The organism is Enterobacter cloacae complex sp. SHL020, from assembly GCF_049236945.1.
Taxonomy (GTDB): domain Bacteria; phylum Pseudomonadota; class Gammaproteobacteria; order Enterobacterales; family Enterobacteriaceae; genus Enterobacter; species Enterobacter dykesii.
On the sequence record NZ_JBMKJF010000009.1, the window covers coordinates 1 to 19,624 of the forward strand.

At 57.6% G+C, this 19,624-nt stretch carries 5 protein-coding genes and 3 pseudogenes; 4 read left to right on the plus strand and 4 right to left on the minus strand.

The features are described from left to right. The 4 genes and pseudogenes from ACOTZB_RS18420 to ACOTZB_RS18435 form a co-directional block, all read left to right on the plus strand. Positions 1 to 8,496: pseudogene (locus tag ACOTZB_RS18420) on the plus strand (filamentous hemagglutinin N-terminal domain-containing protein); the annotation flags it as partial. Between the two features lie 2,691 nt (positions 8,497 to 11,187). Beyond that, a pseudogene (locus ACOTZB_RS18425) lies at positions 11,188 to 14,460 on the plus strand (hemagglutinin repeat-containing protein); the annotation flags it as partial. Positions 14,461 to 14,706: 246 nt separating this feature from the next. After that, positions 14,707 to 15,333, plus strand: a pseudogene (locus ACOTZB_RS18430) (hypothetical protein); the annotation flags it as partial. Next, a complete protein-coding gene (locus ACOTZB_RS18435) occupies positions 15,333 to 15,833 on the plus strand; it encodes a contact-dependent growth inhibition system immunity protein (protein ID WP_421628182.1) in 501 nt (166 codons plus the stop codon). The pseudogene ACOTZB_RS18430 and the gene ACOTZB_RS18435, both read left to right, overlap by 1 nt. Before the next feature lie 193 nt (positions 15,834 to 16,026). Here ACOTZB_RS18435 and ACOTZB_RS18440 read toward each other — a convergent pair whose 3' ends face one another. The 4 genes from ACOTZB_RS18440 to ACOTZB_RS18455 all read right to left on the minus strand — a co-directional run bounded on the left by ACOTZB_RS18440 (position 16,027) and on the right by ACOTZB_RS18455 (position 19,559). Continuing rightward, positions 16,027 to 17,115 (minus strand): AAA family ATPase, encoded by a 1,089-nt coding sequence (locus tag ACOTZB_RS18440; protein ID WP_109845917.1) that lies wholly within the window; start codon positions 17,113 to 17,115, stop codon positions 16,027 to 16,029. Positions 17,116 to 17,261: 146 nt separating this feature from the next. Next, positions 17,262 to 18,221 (minus strand): YbgA family protein, encoded by a 960-nt coding sequence (locus ACOTZB_RS18445; RefSeq protein WP_193805413.1) that lies wholly within the window; start codon positions 18,219 to 18,221, stop codon positions 17,262 to 17,264. Between the two features lie 102 nt (positions 18,222 to 18,323). Beyond that, the gene (gene uraH, locus ACOTZB_RS18450; RefSeq protein ID WP_421628084.1) at positions 18,324 to 18,734 is read right to left on the minus strand and encodes a hydroxyisourate hydrolase; all 411 of its coding nucleotides are present in this window, start codon (positions 18,732 to 18,734) and stop codon (positions 18,324 to 18,326) included. Positions 18,735 to 18,833: 99 nt separating this feature from the next. After that, a complete protein-coding gene (locus ACOTZB_RS18455; RefSeq protein ID WP_029740778.1) occupies positions 18,834 to 19,559 on the minus strand; it encodes a MerR family transcriptional regulator in 726 nt (241 codons plus the stop codon). Positions 19,560 to 19,624: the final 65 nt, after the last annotated feature.

Below are 19,624 nucleotides of genomic sequence, written 5' to 3' on the forward strand. Positions count from 1 at the left end.
GTCGCGGCGGCGCTTACGCCGGCCGGGCAGACCACGGTCGATCGGGCGGGGAACGGGGTGCCGGTCGTCAACATCGCCACGCCGAACGGGGCGGGCATTTCGCATAACCAGTTCGGTGAGTATAACGTCGGCAACGAGGGGCTTATCCTCAACAACGGCACGGACCGTTTAACCCGGACTCAGCTGGGCGGGCTTATCCAGAACAACCCCAGCCTGCAGGCCGGGCGGGAAGCGAAAGGCATTATCAACGAAGTCACGGGCGCCAGCCGCTCGCAGCTGCAGGGCTACACGGAAGTCGCCGGCAAGGCAGCAAACGTTATGGTGGCCAACCCGTACGGCATTACCTGTAACGGGTGCGGATTTATCAACACCCCGAACGTCACCCTGACCACGGGGAAACCGCAGTTCGACGCCAGCGGTAACCTGCTGGCGCTGGAGGTGACAAAAGGCGCCATCACGGTTGAAGGCCAGGGGCTGGACGCCAGCAAGAGCGACGCGCTGTCGATTATTGCGCGCGCGACGGAAGTGAACGCCGCTATTCACGCGAAAGATTTGACCGTGACTGTGGGCGCCAACCGGGTTGCCGCCGACGGCAGCGTCACGCCGATTACCGGTGAGGGGGCCGCACCCGTGGTGGCCGTGGATACCGGCGCGCTCGGCGGGATGTACGCCAACCGTATCCGTCTTGTTTCCAGCGAAAAAGGCGTCGGGGTTAACCTCGGGGATCTTAACGCTCGCCAGGGTGATATCACGCTGGATACCAACGGTAAGCTGATGGTGAATAACAGCCTTGCAAGCGGTAGCCTGACGGCAAAGGCGGATAGCGTTGTGCTCAGCGGCGATCATAAAAGTACGGGATCGATGCTGATCAACAGCCGTTCAGACGTGGCGGTAACGAACGGCAAACTGCTTAGCGACGGGGAAATTACGCTTGCCGGTAATGGAAAGCTAAGCGTCGCTAACGGTACGTTAACGGCGGGTAAAAACATCAGCTTGACCTCTGGTTCGCTTACCGCAGATACCACGAGTGAGGTTAATGCGGCTGGCGCCATTCAGGCTAACGTCGCAGGGGCTGCAAACCATGCGGGTAAGATGGCGGCAGGCAGCGGTATCATTCTTTCCGCAGGCCAGATTGCTAACAACGGGAAAATGACCGCAAACGGCGATCTGAACGTGAAGGCGGGAAGTTTTACCAATAGCGGTGCGGTACAGGCGCAGAAAAATACCCGGCTCGAACTGGGCTCGTTTAACCATACCGGTCAGTTGCTGACCGGCGGCGTGCTGGGGATCTCAACGGGGGATGCCTGGATTGACGGCATGCTCAGCAGTGATAGCGATCTGAGCTTTAGCGGTACCGGCGCGCTGAATATCGGGCAAAACGGGCAATTGTTATCCACCGGCAGGCTCGGACTGCAGTCTGACAGCGTTATAAACAACGGGCTGGTCAGTGGGAAACAGAATCTCGTGCTCACCAGCCGTCAATTCAGCGCTGTTAAGGGGAGCACGCTGACCAGCGGGGGCAGCCTGCAGCTCAATGCGGGTGATGCGCAGATCGCCGGGGAGGTTCTGGCCCAGGGCGGCCTGTCCTTCAGCGGCGACCGGCTCACGACGCTGGCGAGCGGGCAGCTTCAGTCGCAGGGCGATATGCTGTTGCAGGCGCATAGCGCCGCCGGGCTGGACGGTGTCCAGGCTGCAAAAGGCAACCTGACGCTCGCTACCGGCAGCTTAACGCATCGCGGTACGAGCCGCGGCAGCAACGTTTCTCTGCAGGCTAACCAGATTGACACCAGCGGCTCTCTGCAGGCGGATAATGCCATGGCGCTGAGCGCCGAAACCATTGTTCAGCAGGCCGGAGGGGCGCTGCTGGCGCAGAAAGCCCTGCAGCTTAATGCCAGCCAGTTGATCAACAGCGGTTCGCTGGATAGCGATGCCTTAACGCTTGCCATTACCGGGCATACGGATAACCACGCGAGCGGCAAAATGACGGCCCGCAACGGACTCACGCTGACGGGAAATACCTTAACCAACGACGGCCAGCTGGCTGCAAGAACGCTGGCGCTGACGCTGAATAACGCGTTTACCAACACGGCCTCCGGCAGCGTGCTCGCCGAAAATACGCTCGATCTGACCGCACCGGTGCTGAATAACGCCGGAAGAGTGGCCTCATCCGCTCTGAACCTGAACGCGAATACCCTCGACAATAGCGGCCTGCTGCAGGGTGGACAAACGTTGCAGCTCGCTTCCGCAAGGCTGGCTAACCAGAGCGGGGGGAAAATCATCAGCGGCAGCGGGCTGATGCTGAATATCCCGCAACTGGTGAATGCCGGGCTAATTTCGGTGAAGCAGGGGCTAACCATTGAAAGCCTGATGCTGACGAACAGCGGCAATCTTGAAGCCCATTCAATGGCGCTAAACGCGGGTCAGAAATTAAGTAATCAGAAAGGCGGCGTACTGCTGGCGGAAGCGTCGCTGGCGCTGACCAGCCCGGAGTTTGATAACGTGGGCAGCGTTCAGGGCAAAACGCTGACGATTGACGCCGGGGAGTGGAGCAACGAGGGGCAGGTTTCGGGGCTGGACAATCTGTCGGTCAATGTCCGCGATACGTTTACTAACCTCGCCGACGGGCGGCTTGTCAGCCAGCAGGGCGGCCGCGTGAACGCCGGGCAGTTTGCTAATTTCGGCGGCGTCACGGCAGGTAATCTGAGTATTAACGGCAACAGCGTGAATAACGACGGCTGGTTGCAAAGCGGCGGGGCGCTGGATCTGAATGTCGGTGCGCTGGCCAACCGGCTTTCCGGCACTCTTCAGGCAGGCAGCGGCCTGTCCATTACCGTACAGCAGCTGGTTAATGCTGGCGCGATCTCCGCTCAGCAAGGCGTAGCCCTTGATGCGTTAACGCTGGATAACAACGGGCGGATTGAAGCTCAGGATCTGCAGCTGACGCTGCGCGAAAAGCTGAATAACCTGGCTGAGGGGATCGTTCTGGCCCAGCGCAGCCTGAATCTCGTGACGCCGCAGCTCAATAATGACGGACGACTGATGTCGGAAAGCGCGACGCTGAACGCAAAGACGCTCGTCAATAGGGGGTTGATGCAGGGGAGCGCGGCACTTGTCGCTGACGGTGATGAGTTTAACAATGCCTCCGAAGGCGAAATTGTAAGCGGCGGTACGCTTACGTTCAATGAGGCCCAGCGGTTCAGCAACGCCGGCAAGGTGCAGGGCGAGACGGTTGGTCTGAATACCAGAAAGGCGGATAACAGTGGGCATATGCTGGGATTATCTGCGCTTAGCCTGAGCGGCACCGAAAGCCTGACCAATAGCGGTAATTTGCTCAGTAAAGGAAAACTGAGCCTTACGGGCGAGCAGCTGGATAACCAGGGGCAGATCGCGGCGCCCGAGCTGAATATCAACACCTGGCAGATGAACAATAACGGTTTGCTACAGGGTGACCAGCTGTTTGGTTTTACCGCCTCCTCACTCCATAACCTGAAGCAGGGCAGCATTATCAGCGGCAGCGGGCTCAGGCTTGCCATTCCCGACTTGGTTAACGCTGGTTTGATTTCAGTCATCCAGGGGCTGGCTATCGAGGCCGCGACACTGGACAACGCCGGGAACATCGAGGCGAAGGATTTACAGCTAACGCTGCGCCAGCAGCTGAATAACCAGGCGAAAGGTGTGCTGCTTGCAGATGATACGCTTCATCTGTCGACGCCTGTGTTCACCAACCGGGGGCAGCTGATTAGCCGCTCAGGCACGATAATCGCCGATACTCTGTCAAATGCGGGGTTATTGCAGGGAAATCAGGGGCTTTCCGTCAGCAGCCAGACGCTGGATAACCTTTCAGAAGGTCAACTCCTGAGCGGTGGTGCGCTTACCCTGAATTCTGTGCTGGGAAAAAACGCCGGTCGCCTGCAGGGGGATACGGTTCAGGCGAGTGCGGGGCGGCTGGATAACAGCGGCCAGGTGCTTGCTATCAACGGTCTGTCGCTCACCGCCGGGGAATTGAATAATACTGCAGGCGCAGAAATGAGCGGCAGCGGAGGCAGTTTACATGTTGATCGGCTGGTCAACGCCGGACTGATTTCCGTCAGTCAGGGGCTGGCTATCGACGCGCTGACGCTAACGAATGGCGGCAATATTGAAGCGGGCAATCTGGCGTTAACGTCGGTACAGACGCTGAATAACCAGGCCAGTGGCGTACTGCTGGCGGACAATACCCTCTCGCTTGACGCTACCAGCGGTGATAACGCCGGGAAGCTTATCAGCAGCAACGCGCGTCTTGCGGTGAGTAGCTTAGCAAATAGCGGGCTGATTCAGGGCAACCAGTCCCTCAGCCTGCAGGGCAGCCAGCTTAACAACATGGCCAGCGGCCAATTGCTGAGCGATGGCGATGTCGGGCTTAACGTTGCCCGCCTGGAGAATGCTGGTCGGGTTCAGGGGAAAAACCTGACGCTTACGGGCGGACAGTCTGGCGGCGTTAACCGCGGACAAATGCTGGGCCGCGAGGCGCTGAATATCCTGTTCTCCGGAGCCTTCAACAACGACGGGCGCCTTATCAGCCAGAATTCCCTCAGCCTGAAAAGCGGGGCGTTTGCTAATACCGGCGTCATTGCTGCCGCGACTATCGACGTCGACAGCGCGGCGGCGCAGGCAAAAAACAGCGGGCTAATTCAGGCCGACGGCAAGCTCAGCTTTGCCGCCGCCTCAGTGTCCAACCAGAAGAGCGGTTCGCTGGTGGCAGGCGATGATATAGCGCTTACGGTGCCTGCGCTGGTCAATGACGGGCTGATTTCGACGGGGAAAAAACTGCGCCTGGACGGGACTTCTCTTGATAATCGCGGTGATCTGGAAGCGCTGAATGTGCAGCTGAATCTGTCCGGTCAGGTAAACAACCTGCCTGAAGGACGTCTGTTTGCCGACGATCTGCTGACGCTTAACGCCGGAGGCTGGCGTAACGACGGACAGCTTATCGGCAACAACGTCATTATTACGTCCGGCCACGGGCAAAATAGCGGCCTGCTGCAGGGGGATACCGGTCTTAAACTTGCCGTTACCGGCCTCGATAACGATCGAGCAGGCAAGATAGTAAGCGGCGGGCTGCTGGATATCACCGGCCTGCAGCTGAATAACAATGGCCTGATGCAGGGGCAGAACGCCCTTCTACACGGCGCGGATTTCAACAATGCGGGTTCGCTGACAGGCAAAAGCGATCTGACGCTGAATGTGGATAATACCGCGATCGTCACCGGGCAAATGCTGAGCCAGGGCAAGCTGCAGCTTGCCGCCAATCATCTCGATAATAGCGGTATTCTGGCGGCGAATGCGCTGAGCGTAAGAACCGGAGAGCTGAACAATACCGGGACGTTGCAAAGTAATGGTGCCCTGGATCTCGTGGCGGACGCGTTCAGCAACGTCGGTACGCTTCTGGCCAAACAGGCGCTTAATCTTACGAGCGCCATGCTGACTAACAGCGGTGTGATTCAGGGCGACACGCTGACCCTCGCGGTAAAAAACGCTCTGACCAACCGGGACGCGGGCAAAGTGCTTGCCACCCAGGGGCTGGCTTTTGACGGCAATACGTTAACCAACAGCGGCACGCTGGCGGCAGATAATGCGCGCCTGGCTCTCGGGATCCTGAACAATAGCGGCCTGGTGCAGGGTAACAGCGGGCTGGCGATCCAGGGACAAGTGGCACAGACCTCGGGCCTGAGGAGTGCTGACGCCGCGCAGACGCCTGCTGCCAGAGTGATTAATAACCTCATCGGCGGACAGCTGTTAAGCGGCGGTGATTTGACGCTTGCCGGGGATCAGGGTGATAACGCCGGCACGTTACAGGGCCGGACGCTGAATGTTAAGGCCGCAAGCTGGAATAACGAGGGGACGCTGCTTGGTCAGCAAGGCGCGAGCCTGAACGTCAGCAGCAAGCTGGCAAACAGCGGAACGTTACGCAGCCAGGCCGGGTTTGATATTCACGCAGGCACTTTAGAAAACAGCGGGCAGCTGGCGGCGGGCACGCTTAACCTGCAATCGGACAGCATCAGCAACAGCGGTTTATTGCAGGGCAGCGCGGCGTTGACGTTCAATACCAGGGCTTTGGATAACCTTACCGGTGGACAAATTCTGTCCGGCGGTTCACTCAATCTCAATCTGCCGCAGTTTACCAACGGCGGGCTCGTGCAGGCGAGTCAGGATATGACGCTGACGACCGGCAGCTTTGACAACCTGGGCACATTGTCTGCCGGAGCGTTAAACCTTAACGTCGCGCAACAGCTGAATAACCAGAGCGGGGGCAGGCTGCTGGCGGCTCGTGAGCTTAGCAGCCAGAGCGCTAGCCTGACGAATAACGGCGTGCTTGCCGCGAAGAGTGTCGATCTCACCAGCGGTCAGATCGACAACAACGGCATCCTGCAGGGAGACAGCGTGCTGGGGCTGCACACGCCGCGGCTCAACAACCTTACGAATGGGCAAATTGTTAGCGGCAGCTCGCTGAATCTCTCCATCCCGCAGATGGTCAACCTGGGGCTGATGTCTGTAAAAGAGGCGCTGATCCTATCCGGAGCAACCCTGGATAACCAGGGCACGCTACAAGGGAGCCGCGTGGGGCTTAGCTTCTCCGGCGACGTCGTGAACCGCGGCAATGCGCGTCTGGTGGCACAAAAAGATCTGACCCTGAGCGCGGCCAGCCTTAACAACCAGGGCACGTTAGCGGGAGATTCGGTGAATATCATCACCAACCTGCTGAACAACGTCGGCTTGCTGCAGGGTAACAGCGCGCTGGAGCTGAACTCCCTCACACCATCCACCCTGGTGCTTAACAATGAAACCGGCGGGCAAATTATTACCGGCGGGGCGCTGACGCTCTCTTTGCCGCAGCTGACCAACCAGGGGCTGCTGCTTTCGCAGCAGGGGCTCACGCTTAATCTCGATAATCTCGATAACCAGGGCATCGTGCAGGCGCGCGATCTGGGCCTGAACATCGGCAACCTGCTGACGAACCAACAAAGTGGACGGCTGCTCGCTCAGCAGGGCTTGACCCTGACGGCCGCACGGCTGGATAACGCAGGTCAGCTGGCGGCGAGTAATGCCGCGCTGGCGGTCAATATCCTGAACAACCGCGGCGTGCTTCAGGGCGACAGCGGGCTGTCGATTACCGCACCGACGCTGAATAACCTGACGGGCGGGAAACTGCTTACCGGCGGACAGCTGACGCTTAAGGCCGGTCAGCTCGCGAATGGCGGGATAATGCAGGGGCAACGGCTCGGCGTGAACGCGAGTGGCTGGAACAACAGCGGCAGCGCGCTCGGTACCGACGGGCTGACCGCTCAGGTTGATAACCAGTTGACCAACACGGGTCGACTGCTTGGCAAGGGGAGTACGCGCGTCACTGCGGGGGCGCTGAATAACCAGGGCTCTCTGCTGGTTGACGGTGACCTGATAGTGGACGGCGGCAGCCTGTCAAACGGGGGCAGTCTTCAGGGCAATACCCTGACGGTAAATAGCGGCACGATCGATAACGTCGGTTCCGTGATTGGGCTGAACGCCCTTACGCTTCAACCTCTTCAGGGGCTGACCAACCGGGCCGGTGCGTCGATGAAAACCCAGGGAACGCTGTTGGCGGGTGGGCAGAGCATCACGAATGATGGTCAGTGGCAGTCGCAGTACCTGAAGGTTAACGCGCGGCAGTTACAGAACAACGGCACGCTGCAAAGCGCGGGGAATATGGATCTCGCACTGACCGCCTCCCTGACCAATACGGGCTCAATGGTGGCGAACGGGACGGCCACGCTCGGGGCGCCAACGCTGAAAAATCAGGGACAAATGCTGGCGAAGAAGATGTCGCTGTCGGGCGGTTCGCTCAGTAACAGCGGCAGGGTCAGCGGTGCTGACGGCCTTGGCGTCACGCTCAGCGGCGATCTTGACCAGCTGGCGGGTGCGAAGCTGTTAAGCAACGGCCTGCTCAGCATGGGCGCCAATATCCTGACCAACCTCGGCCATATCCAGGGGAACACCCTGACACTGAATGCCGGTAGCCTGAATAACCAGGGCCGCATGGAGGCAAATACCGCGCTCAACGCCACGTTGCGCGGTAACGTCGATAACGGACGTAATGCCGTGATGCTGAGTCAGGGCACTTTCCAGCTGGGCGCACAGACGCTGAATAATGACGGTACGCTACAGGGGAACGGTAATACGCAGCTTGACCTGCGCGATCGCGGCAGTAATCAGGGGCAGTTGCTCAGTGGCGCAACGCTGACGCTGAATACGCCGGTGTTGACCAACAGCGGCTGGGTGCAGGGTTTTGCCTTGTGGCTCAACGCCGGTTCGCTGAATAACAGCGGTACGGTGCTGGCGCAGCAGCAGGGAACCCTGGGCGGTAATTATATTGTAAACAACGGCATGCTGCAGGGCGCGACCCTGACGGTTAATCCGGGCCAGCTCGATAATAACGGTACGGTGTATGCAACCCAGAATCTGGGGATCACAGCCTCGCAGGTCAATAACGCTGCCGCTGCCCGAATGCTGAGCCAGGGTAACCTGGCGATTAACGCCGGGAATACCAGCCTGCAGGGGCAGGTTGTGGCGCTCGGGGACCTCTCCCTCGCGAGCAGGACTTCCTATAATCAGCTGACTACGCTCGCCGCCGGGAATACGTTGTCCGTCACCAGCCAGGGCGATATCACGACCAATGGCCTGATGCAGGGCAAGGGGATACAGCTTTCCGCTGCGGGTACGCTGAATAATAACGGCCAGCTGCGGGCGGGCTATGGCGAAAGCCAGCTCAGCGCAGGGCAGCTAAACCTGAATGGTACAGGCAGCGTCGAGGCGGGCGGTACGCTGCGCCTGAGCAGCCAGAACGGGATTAATAACGCAGGGTTTGTCGGAACCGCAGGCGATCTGATCGCCAGCGCCGGAAGCACGCTGCTGAATAGCGCCCTGATGTACGCGGGCAATAATATGAGCCTGCTGGCGAACAGTATCCGTAACGCGCGTGGCGATATTCTGGCTGGCAACAACCTGTGGATGCAGCGCGACAGCGCAGGTAACGCTAACGCGGAGGTCGTGAATACTTCAGGCAGTATTGAAACCCAACGTGGCGACATTTCGATTCTGACCGGGCATTTAGTAAACGAGCGGGATGGGCTCAATGCAGTCCAGAGCGAAACGAATATCGCGCCGTCCTGGGTTAAGGGGGGAACGGCAGATATTCCTGTGGACTGGATTTCCTCTTCCGGTACCGGCAAGTACGGTATATATGTAACGGAAGGACAGCGTTATCACGGCCACGGTGACGACTGGTACCAAATGCTTGGCAACTATGCGCCTTATGAAGATGCGGATGTTCAAAAAGTTGCCGTTAAAACCGTTTCGGTTTCCGTGAGTGCGAAGGGGCAGCAGTCCCGCATTGCGGCTGGCAGAGACATCATCGCCCGGTCTGATAATGTTGAAAATATGGCGTCGTCGATTCTGGCGAACAGAAATATTCAGCTTTCAGGAAGTACCTTAAATAACCAGTCATGGCTAAACGGCACGTCGACGGTTTATAACGTTTATCGCTATGGGGTAGGCGATAAATATGCCCGCAGACCTGATGAGACCACGCGAAGCTATGACAAGCTGGTATCGAAGTCGATTAGCTATGTTCTTGACAGTGTGACCACTGAAGGGGCCAGCGGAGACGTTTATCGCGCCGTTATCCAGGCCGGCGGCGCGGTAGTCGCCAGCTTCAGCAACAATATCAGCAATACCTCCACCACGGCGAACGCTTCGGGCTATAAGCCTGAGCTCAGTGCTCCCGGGCTGAACCTGTCGGGCGGCCCGACCGTTGCGTCTGGGGCTAAAGCCACCGGGCTCGGCGCGGCAACCAGCCAAAGCGTTACTGCACCACAGGCGACCATTAACCTGCCCGGCGGTGGGAATGGCATAGGTAATGCTGAAGCGCTCACCAGTCGCAATGCCGGTAATAACGGTCTGGCATCGATTGATAACCGTCCACAGAGCATCGGTGATTTTGGCCAGGCTGGCGGCAAGCTGGCTGACGTTCATCTGCAGGCTACAGGCTTAACCACCCAGAACAGTGCGAACGGCACGCCGGTTGATTTGAACGGGACCGGTGCAGCCCTGGTGGTTACCGGCAGCGCGGGTGGCAAGCATACGACTATTGCCAGCGATGCCGTGGCGCTGGCGGGTCAGCAGCAGACGGGGACAAGCGGGACGTCCGCGCTGGCTTCCCGCGATAAGATCGGTGAAATCGCTGCGGTAACAGCTCAGATCATTTCTCTTTCCAGCGGCGGGAAAACGCCTCCGCCACCGGGTTATAGCTACCGTCCTATTTCGCTTACCGATACCTCGTCAGTTGCCCCAGCGCTGACCAGCAATGGTTCGCCGATTAAGCTGAGCGATTATCCGCTACCGGCCAACAATAACGGCTATTTTGTGGCAAACCGCGATCCGAAAAGCCCATATCTCATTGTTACCAACCCGAAACTGGCGGGTTTAGGGCAGCTGGATAGCAGCCTGTTTAATGATTTGTACAAGCTGGCCGGGACAACACCGCCTTCGGCGCCGCAGGAAACCCGTACAACCTATACCGATACCACGCAGTTCCTGGGTTCGGATTATTTCCTGGCGCGTCTGAATCTGCGTCCGGAATATGATTACCGTTTCCTGGGCGATGCAGCCTTTGACACCCGCTACGTCAGTAATCAGATCCTGAACGAGACCGGTAGTCGCTACGTTAACGGCGTGGGCTCCGACCTTGAGCAGATGCAGTATCTGATCGATCGCGCCGCTCAGGCCCGGGATAAGCTGGGGTTACAGCTCGGCGTCAGCCTGTCGGAAGAGCAGGTTGCATCGCTGGATTCCAGTATCCTGTGGTGGGAAAGCACGGTAATTGAGGGGCAAAATGTCCTCGTGCCAAGGCTGTACCTGTCGGCGAAGGACGTGGCGTTTAACAAAGGGAGCATTATCGCCGGAAATCAGGTGATCCTTAATGCTGGCAGCATCACGAATGACGGCAGTACGCTGCAGGGTAAAAGCCTGCTGGCTGCCAGCAGCCAGAGCACAATCAATAACATCAATGGCGGCCTGATCGGTTCCAGCGGAAGCCTGCAGCTTAGCGCCCTGGGCAATATCAATAACGTGGGTTCCACCATCAGCGGGCAGACGGTTAGCCTTGAAAGCGTGGGGGGCAGCATTATTAACCAGACGCTGACCAACCAGTGGAATATCTCGGGCGCTACGAACGGATGGAACAGCCAGGCCGTCTCGCTGACGCAAACCGACCTGGGCACTCTTGCTTCCATCAACGCGACGGACAGCCTGACCCTGAGCGCCGGGAAAGATATCATCAATACCGGCGCTAACCTCAGCGCCGGTGGCGATATGTTGCTAAAAGCGCTGGATGATATCTCTATTACCGGGAATCAGCTGGTGACGCGCGATCGCTTTGGCCGCAATCTTAATGAGACCGTCACCAACCAGGGCAGTACGGTAAACAGCGGGGGCAACCTTGGCCTGCTGGCGGGGCACGATCTGAGCGTTACGGGCAGTAATCTGACGGCCGGAGGCAGCGCTGCGCTTTGGGCGGGGAACGATCTGGTACTGGATGTGGCGCAGAATAGCCGCCACAGCCAGACCGCGAAAACGGATTCCCTGAAGACGGATAATACGCGTACAGTCATTAGCGCTGGCGACGATCTGACGCTGGCCGCAGGCCGCGATCTGCGCAGTAACGCCGCGGCGCTTGCCGCACAGGATCGCGTGGGGCTGCAGGCCGGACGGGATATCGATCTGCTGGCGGCAGAGTCCACAACCAGCGATAAATACAGCGCGAAGAAAAAAGTCGAGATCAACCAGTCCGTGCGCCAGCAGGGAACCGAGATCGCCAGCGGGGCGAATACCCAAATCCTCGCCGGACGCGATGTCACCACCGAAGCCGCGCAGGTGACGGCGAAGGGCGATATCGGCGTGGCGGCAGGCCGCGACGTCAATCTCAATACCGCAACCGAAAGCGACTATCACTACAAAGAGCAGACCAAAACCAAAAAAGGTTTCCTGAGCAAGAAAACCACCCACACCATCGAGGAGAACAGCGCGACGCGTGAATCCGGCTCATTGCTGAGCGGCGATAACGTGCAGGTCGTTGCGGGCAATAACCTGCTGGTGAACGGTTCCGCCGTGGCGGGCGATGGCGACGTGCAGCTTAAGGCGGGCAACAACGTCGATATCGTGGCAGCCACGAACAGCGACACCTCGTGGCGCTTTAAGGAAGAGAAAAAATCCGGCCTGATGGGCTCGGGTGGGATTGGTTTCACCATCGGCAGCAGCAAAAGCACGCACGATCTCCGTGAGAAGGGCACCACCCAGAGCCAGAGCTTCAGTACGGTGGGTTCGACGGCGGGTAACGTCGCGATTTCTGCCGGAAACCAGGCCCACATCGGCGGCGCGGATCTTATCGCCGGGAAGGATTTAAGCCTCAGCGGCGACAGCGTCATCATCGAGCCGGGGCACGACAAGCGCACCCGGGATGAAACCTTCGAGCAGAAGAAAAGCGGGCTCACCGTGGCGCTCTCCGGCACCGTCGGTAGCGCTATTAACAATGCCGTGAGCGCGGCGCAGGAGACCAAAGAGCAAAGTGATGACCGTCTGAAAGCCCTTCAGGCCACCAAAACGGTGCTGTCCGGCGTGCAGGCCGGGCAGGCAGCGGATATGGCGGCAACCACCGGCGACCCGAACGCAATGGGTGTGAGCCTCTCGCTGACGACCCAGAAGTCGAAATCACAGCAGCATGCTGAGAGTGATGCGGTGGCAGGCAGCACGCTGAACGCAGGCAACAATCTCGCCATCACCGCGAACGGCAAAAACAAAGGCGAGAACAGCGGCGACATCGTGATTGCGGGCAGCCAGCTTAAAGCCGGGGGCGATACCTCGCTGGATGCACAGAACGACATTCTGCTGTCCGGCGCGGCGAATACCCAAAAAACCAGCGGCAAGAACAGCAGCAGCGGTGGCGGCATTGGCGTGAGCATCGGTGCCGGAGGCAACGGCGCGGGTATCAGCGTGTTTGCCAACGTTAACGCCGCGCACGGCAAGGATAAAGGCAATGGTACTGACTGGACCGAAACCACAATCGACAGCGGCAAAAACGTCACCCTAAAAAGCGGGCACGACACCGTGCTTGATGGCGCTCAGGTTAACGGCAATAAAATCGTGGCAGATGTTGGTCACGACCTGCTGATGCGCAGCCAGCAGAACAACAGCGACTACGACAGCAAGCAGACCAGCGTTGCGGCCGGGGGCAGCTTCACCTTCGGCACCATGTCCGGTTCAGGCTATATCAACGCCAGCCAGGACAAGATGAAGAGCCGCTTTGATTCGGTGGCCGAACAGACCGGGCTGTATGCCGGGGACGGGGGCTTCGACATCACCGTGGGGCATCATACCCAGCTTGATGGCGCGGTTATCGCCTCCACCGCCACGCCGGACAAAAACAGCCTCGATACCGGGACGCTGGGCTTCAGCGATATCCACAACGAAGCGGACTTCAAAACCTCGCACTCCGGTATCAGCCTGAGCGGCGGCGGCAGCTTCGGGGATAAATTCCAGGGCAACCTGCCGGGCGGCATGATCTCCGCTGCGGGTAATAAAGGCCATAAGGAAGGCACCACGCAGGCCGCGGTGGCAGAGGGCTCCCTCACTATCCGCGACAAGGCGAACCAGAAGCAGGACGTGGCCGATCTCAGCCGCGACACCGAACATGCTAACGACAGCATCAGCCCAATCTTCGACAAGGAGAAAGAGCAGAACCGCCTGAACGCAGTTGGGATGATCAGCGACATTGGCAGCCAGGTGGCGGATATTGCCAGGACGCAGGGTGATCTTAACGGGCTGAAGGCGGCTCAGAAAGAAACCGGCGCAACACTCCCCGCAAACGCGACAGAGAAACAGCGTCAGGATTATCTGGCGAAACTGCGTGCTACGCCGGAATATAAAGAGACGCAGGAAAAATATGGTACCGGCAGCGCCATGCAGCGCGGCATCCAGGCGGCCACGGCAGCGCTGCAGGGACTGGCGGGCGGCAATATCGGAGGGGCGCTGGCGGGCGCGTCAGCACCGGAGCTGGCGAACATCATCGGCCATCATGCAGGCATTGATGACAACACGGCGGCAAAAGCGATTGCCCATGCCATCCTCGGCGGCGTAACCGCAGCGCTTCAGGGCAACAGTGCCGCAGCGGGTGCTGTGGGGGCCGCATCCGGCGAACTGATTGCGACAGCTATCGCCAGACAGTTCTATCCGGACACAGACCCGTCGAAACTGACGGAAGAGCAGAAGCAGACCGTGAGTACGCTGGCATCTGTTTCAGCGGGCATAGCAGGCGGAATTGCTGGGGGAAATACGGCTGGTGCGGCGGCTGGGGCCAGTGCCGGGAAGAATAGTGTTGAGAATAACTATTTGAGCAGTACGCAGGCAGTAGCATTCGATAAGGAACTTTCTGAGTGTCGAAAATCTGGTGGTGACTGTCAGGCGATTATCGATAAATGGAAAAAAGTCAGTGATGAGCAAAGTGCTACAGTTGATGAGCTATTGAAGGATGATCCCCTAACGGCTGTTGGATGGAATAAGGAAGTTGCTGAGGGTGGCTACGATATGACGGAGCGCCCCGGCTGGTTGGGAAATATCGGCGCTGATGTTATGACCAGTGACGAAGCCAAGACCTACGTTCAACAGTGGAATGGTCAGGATCTGGCGAAAATAGACCAAAACAGTCCGGAGTGGATGAAGTATGCGGTATTCGCGTCCGATCCGGAAAATCAGGCCATGCTTGTCAGCGGTGGGCTGCTTGTAAAAGACATAACCAAAGCGGCGCTATCGTTCATGAGCCGCAATACTGCAACGGCTACTGTCAAAGCCTCTGAACTCGGAATGCAATGGGGCCAGGGTAATATTAAACAAGGTATGCCTTGGGAGGATTATGTTGGATCATCCTTACCCTCCAGTGCCAGATTGCCCCAGAATTTTAAAACGTTTGACTATTATGATGTATCTACTAAAACAGCTGTGAGCGCTAAATCATTGGATACACAGACAATGGCGAAGCTGGCAAACCCTAATCAGATTTACAGTTCGATCAAAGGAAATATTGATGCAGCTGCAAAATTTGATACATACACACTCTCTCGAAAGACAATTGATTCTTCTATGATTGCTAATAGAGAGGTCCAGCTTGCTGTTCCTGCTACTACAACAAAAACGCAGTGGACAGAAATAAACCGAGCCATTGAATATGGCAAGAGTCAGGGTGTGACAGTTAAAGTGACACAGGTGAAATGATGAAATTTAATAAAAGTCAGGATTACAGGGCTAGTTGTTACTATAACTCTGAATTATTGCTTGTTGAGACTCAATCAGGGCTGGGGATGGTCGCTGCTGATCCCCTCTTTCCTCCCCACTTATTGCACCCCGATGCCGATAATCAAAGTATCGGTGAAGTTGTTTTACAAGCGTTGTCAGATAGCCGGACATTGACGATTGAAGAGTGTGATACGTTCTTTGATGTTGAGAAAGGCAAAGCACAATATGCTGCCTGGATAGCAATGCTGATGAAAAAATACGGCTATAAAACCAAACGTGCTTTATTCAAAGATATGAAGAACTGTGGTGTACATTGTATCAATGGTTTTATCACTTTTTCACCAACTCGCCATGAGAAACTAGAAGGTTGGGGAAGAACTAAAGGTGATGACATAGAGAATGTCGTTCTCTCTGTAGATAGCACTCCAGCCGAAATTGGCGCGGGTCTGCGACTTGCCCTCAGTCGTTGCAAAAGTTGATTCAAAATCCCGCCAAATGTCGGCGGGATTTTTGGATTTGCCCTTTTTCACTTCCAGATAAAATGTATTTGGCCGTATCGTCTTCCGGTCAATTCTGATTCTCCAATAACTACTCTTGCCGTTGGAGGAATATTGCGCGTTACTTCAAAAAAAAAGAAGCGCTCTGAAGATCTACCCGAATGAGGGTATAGAACTACCCCAGCCTCTCCACCCTCGTCTCCCCCTCTACCATCGACAGCTGATACAGCGAGAACGACCTCTGCTTCTCAATCAACTTCGCCAGCTCCGGCGAGTGGCTGGTGAGCCAGATCTGCGAGTAGCGGCTGGCCTCGGCGATTAAGCTCGCCAGGGCGGGCAGCATCTGCGGGTGCAGGCTATTTTCCGGTTCGTTCAACGCGATAAACGCCGGTGGGCGCGGGCTTAGCAGCGCCACAGCCAGGCACAGAAAGCGCAGGGTGCCGTCGGAGAACTCCGCTGGTTCCAGCGGTCTGCTCAGCCCCTCGCGCTGCATCATCATCCGGAAACGCCCGCCGGTGTTGTCGCTGTAAAACACGCAGCCGGGGAAGGCCTGGTCGAGGATGCGCATCAGCAGCAGCTCGTCGCCGATCTCCACGATAGTCTGAAACGCGGCCGCCAGGTTGGCACCGTCGCTGGCCAGCACCGGGGAGCGGAAACCGACCTGCGGGGCGCGCATCGCCGAGCCTATTGATACAGAAAACTCATGATAAAATCGCCAGTTACGCAGGGACTCGCGCATCTGCGACACTTCCGGGTAAAGATGCGGTTCGCCGAGCTGTCCGAACACCGATTCGTTTTCATACAGCGTGCCGCTGTGGGTCACTTTCTCGTGATGCACGTTGTTCAGAAACACCGCCTGATTCTTACGCTTCATCAGCTGTGACGAGGGCCGACGGTGCTGGCCGCTCAGCCAGATGGATTCCTCTTTGATCACCGGGTCAAGCTGAAACTGCGAGGGATAGGGCAGCTTCTCCACAAACCCGACCTGCAGCTCGTATTCGTAGGTCTCTGTTTCCACCGCGAGGTTCATCCGCCGCAGCTGGTCGCTACGGGTTTTGCCTGCCCAGAACACCTTCAGAATGCCGCCCTCGTTCGCCAGCGCCTGGGAAAACTGCCCCTGCGCGGCGCTGTGCATCAGATGTATCGCCTTGTAGATATTCGATTTTCCGGTGCCGTTCGGCCCGAAGACGATATTAAGCTGCTCCAGCTCCAGCGACATCTCGCGGATGGAGCGGTAGTTTTGAATGTGCAGGGTGTTGATCACAGGCAAGCCCCTTTCGCAGAATAAGCCTGTATATAATCACAGTCTTTGAGGTTAAATGCAAAAAAAGAGACGACAGTGAGGATGTCGTCTAAACGGGGTACTGCTTTGGGCCTCTATGGGTCAATGGGGCCTTCGCATTTTTATGATCACTTGACTGCCAGACGCAGACCCAAATCATCAGGATAGGGATCAAAGTAGTTTTGCGTCATCAGATACCGGTCGGGGTATTCGGCCAGGTAGTGCTTCAGCAGCGTGATCGGGGCGAGAATAGGCAACTGTCCGTTGCGATAGTGCAGGATCACGTCGCGCAGCTCGCCGCGCTGGCGGGTGTTCAGCTGGTTACGGAAATACCCCTGAATATGCATCAGCACGTTGGTGTGATTCTTCCGCGAGGCGGGTTTTTTCAGGATGGTCATCAGCTTTTCCCGATACGCCACGAAGAAGGCGTCCAGGTCTTCCCACTCGTGCAGCGAGGCAACGAACGGGCCGATTTCACGGTAGCCCGCCTGATGGTGTGCCAGCAGCTGAAGTTTGTAACGGCTGTGGAAGTCCAGCAGCGCGCGGCGCGTGAGTCCGTTTTTACGCAGCGTGTTTAGCTCGTGCAGGGCAAATACCCGCTCGATAAAGTTTTCCCGCAGCACAGGGTCGTGCAGCCGACCGTCTTCCTCGACGGGCAGCCACGGGTAGGTTTCAAGAAGGGCGGCGGTGAACAGCCCGACGCCCTCCTTGCGGCCCCGGTTGCCGTTTTCATCGTACAGCCGCACGCGTTCCAGGCCGCAGCTTGGGGATTTTGCACAGACGATAAATCCCGACAGATCGCCGATTTTTGGCAGAAAGTCCGCCGTAAAGTCGGCCATTTTATGCGTGAGGTCATCATGAGGCGGCTTGCTGAAACGGAGCTGCGTTTCGCCGCTTTCCGTCAGCGTCAGGCGTATGGCCGGGCGAGGCGTCGGGAGGCCGATGGCCATTTCCGGGCAGACGGGCCTGAAATTCACCCACTGGGCCAGCTCATCCATGACGAAGCCCATACGCTTGTGTCCGCCGTCAAAGCGAACGGCGGATCCGGTCAAACATCCGCTAATACCGAGCACAGGTTTCGTTGTCATGGTGTAGTCCTCCCGTTCATATAATTAAAACTTACACAACATGACTAATTTGTCCAAGTATTCGCGGAACTATTTTTTTTATTCCTTTAAAATCAATGTGGCTTAACTGCCCTTGTAGGTGGAGTAACCGTACTGGCTCAGCAGAAGCGGGATGTGCAGCTTTTCGTTGGTGCGGGTCACGGTAAACAGCACCGGGATCTCCGGGAAGAAGGTGTCCAGCTTTTTGCCGTGGAAGTAATCTGCGGTTTTGAAGGTCACTTTATACACGCCAGGCTGCATGTCCTGATCCTGCGGATAGAGCGATTTGATGCGTCCGTCGTGGTCGGTTTTGCCGCTGGCAATCGGAGCCCATTTGTCCTGCTGCTGCTTCTCCAGCGTAACGGTCACGTCTGATGGCGGCATCCCGGTTTGCTGGTCGAGAATGTGGACGCTCAGCGTGCCGGCAGGGGCGCTAAAGGCGGCAGGGGCAAAGGCCATCGAGGCCAGGATCAGCAGAGGGGCAGTTTTTTTCATGGTGTTTTCCTGTTGAGTTATACGTCACAGGAAAACGTTAGCATCTGCGGCGCGGGAAAATATTCAACTTTTCGTGAAGATTCCCGCAGGAGAAAATTATCAGAGGATAATCACTTCAAGCGATACCTGCTGCTGCCACTGCTCCACCTGTTTTTTACGCCCGGCGGTGAGTTTGCCGCTGGTGACCAGAAGCCATTTACGCTCCGGGAAAATTTCCGGTGCCAGCGCGTCGGGTGGAACCGGCAGGATGTCGATTCGGTGGCCCTGTCCGGTGCGCGTTAAGGCTTCGAGCCAGATCTCGCACGGGTCGTTCAGGTGCCAGCCGCTGAGCAGAATGTTATCGCCCGGCGCTTTTTTATCGCCTTCGAGGCAAAACGAGGTGTAGGCGATGATGATGCCGTCGAGGATCGCGCGCAGGGTCATGGCGGCGGCGACGTTGGCCGAGACCTGGCTGCGCAGCGGACGCAGCACGTTCGCGACCAGCTCCGGCCTTGGGTATTCGCGTCCGGCGTCGTAAATCATCTGGCGCAGGGACTCGACCTTGCCGTCCTGCAGGCGTTGCAGCATGTTCTGCTGCAGGGTTTGCCAGTTGTTGGTCCGTCCCGGCGTTGGGCGTTCCAGCAGCGGTTTGACCTGGCCGATCGGGACGCCTTTTTTTACCCAGTCGAGGATTTTTAGGGCCTGCTGAACGTCCTCATCGCTGTACTGGCGGTGGCCGCCTTCCGTGCGCTGTGGCTTAAGTAAACCGTAGCGACGCTGCCACGCCCGCAGGGTGGTGGCGGTGATGCCGCTGAGTCTGGCGAATTCGCCGATGGAGTAAGCCATGTCCGTGTCCAGAGTGGAGGAATACTCTCAATATACTACGAATTTTCCCGAACGGGATGAAGCGC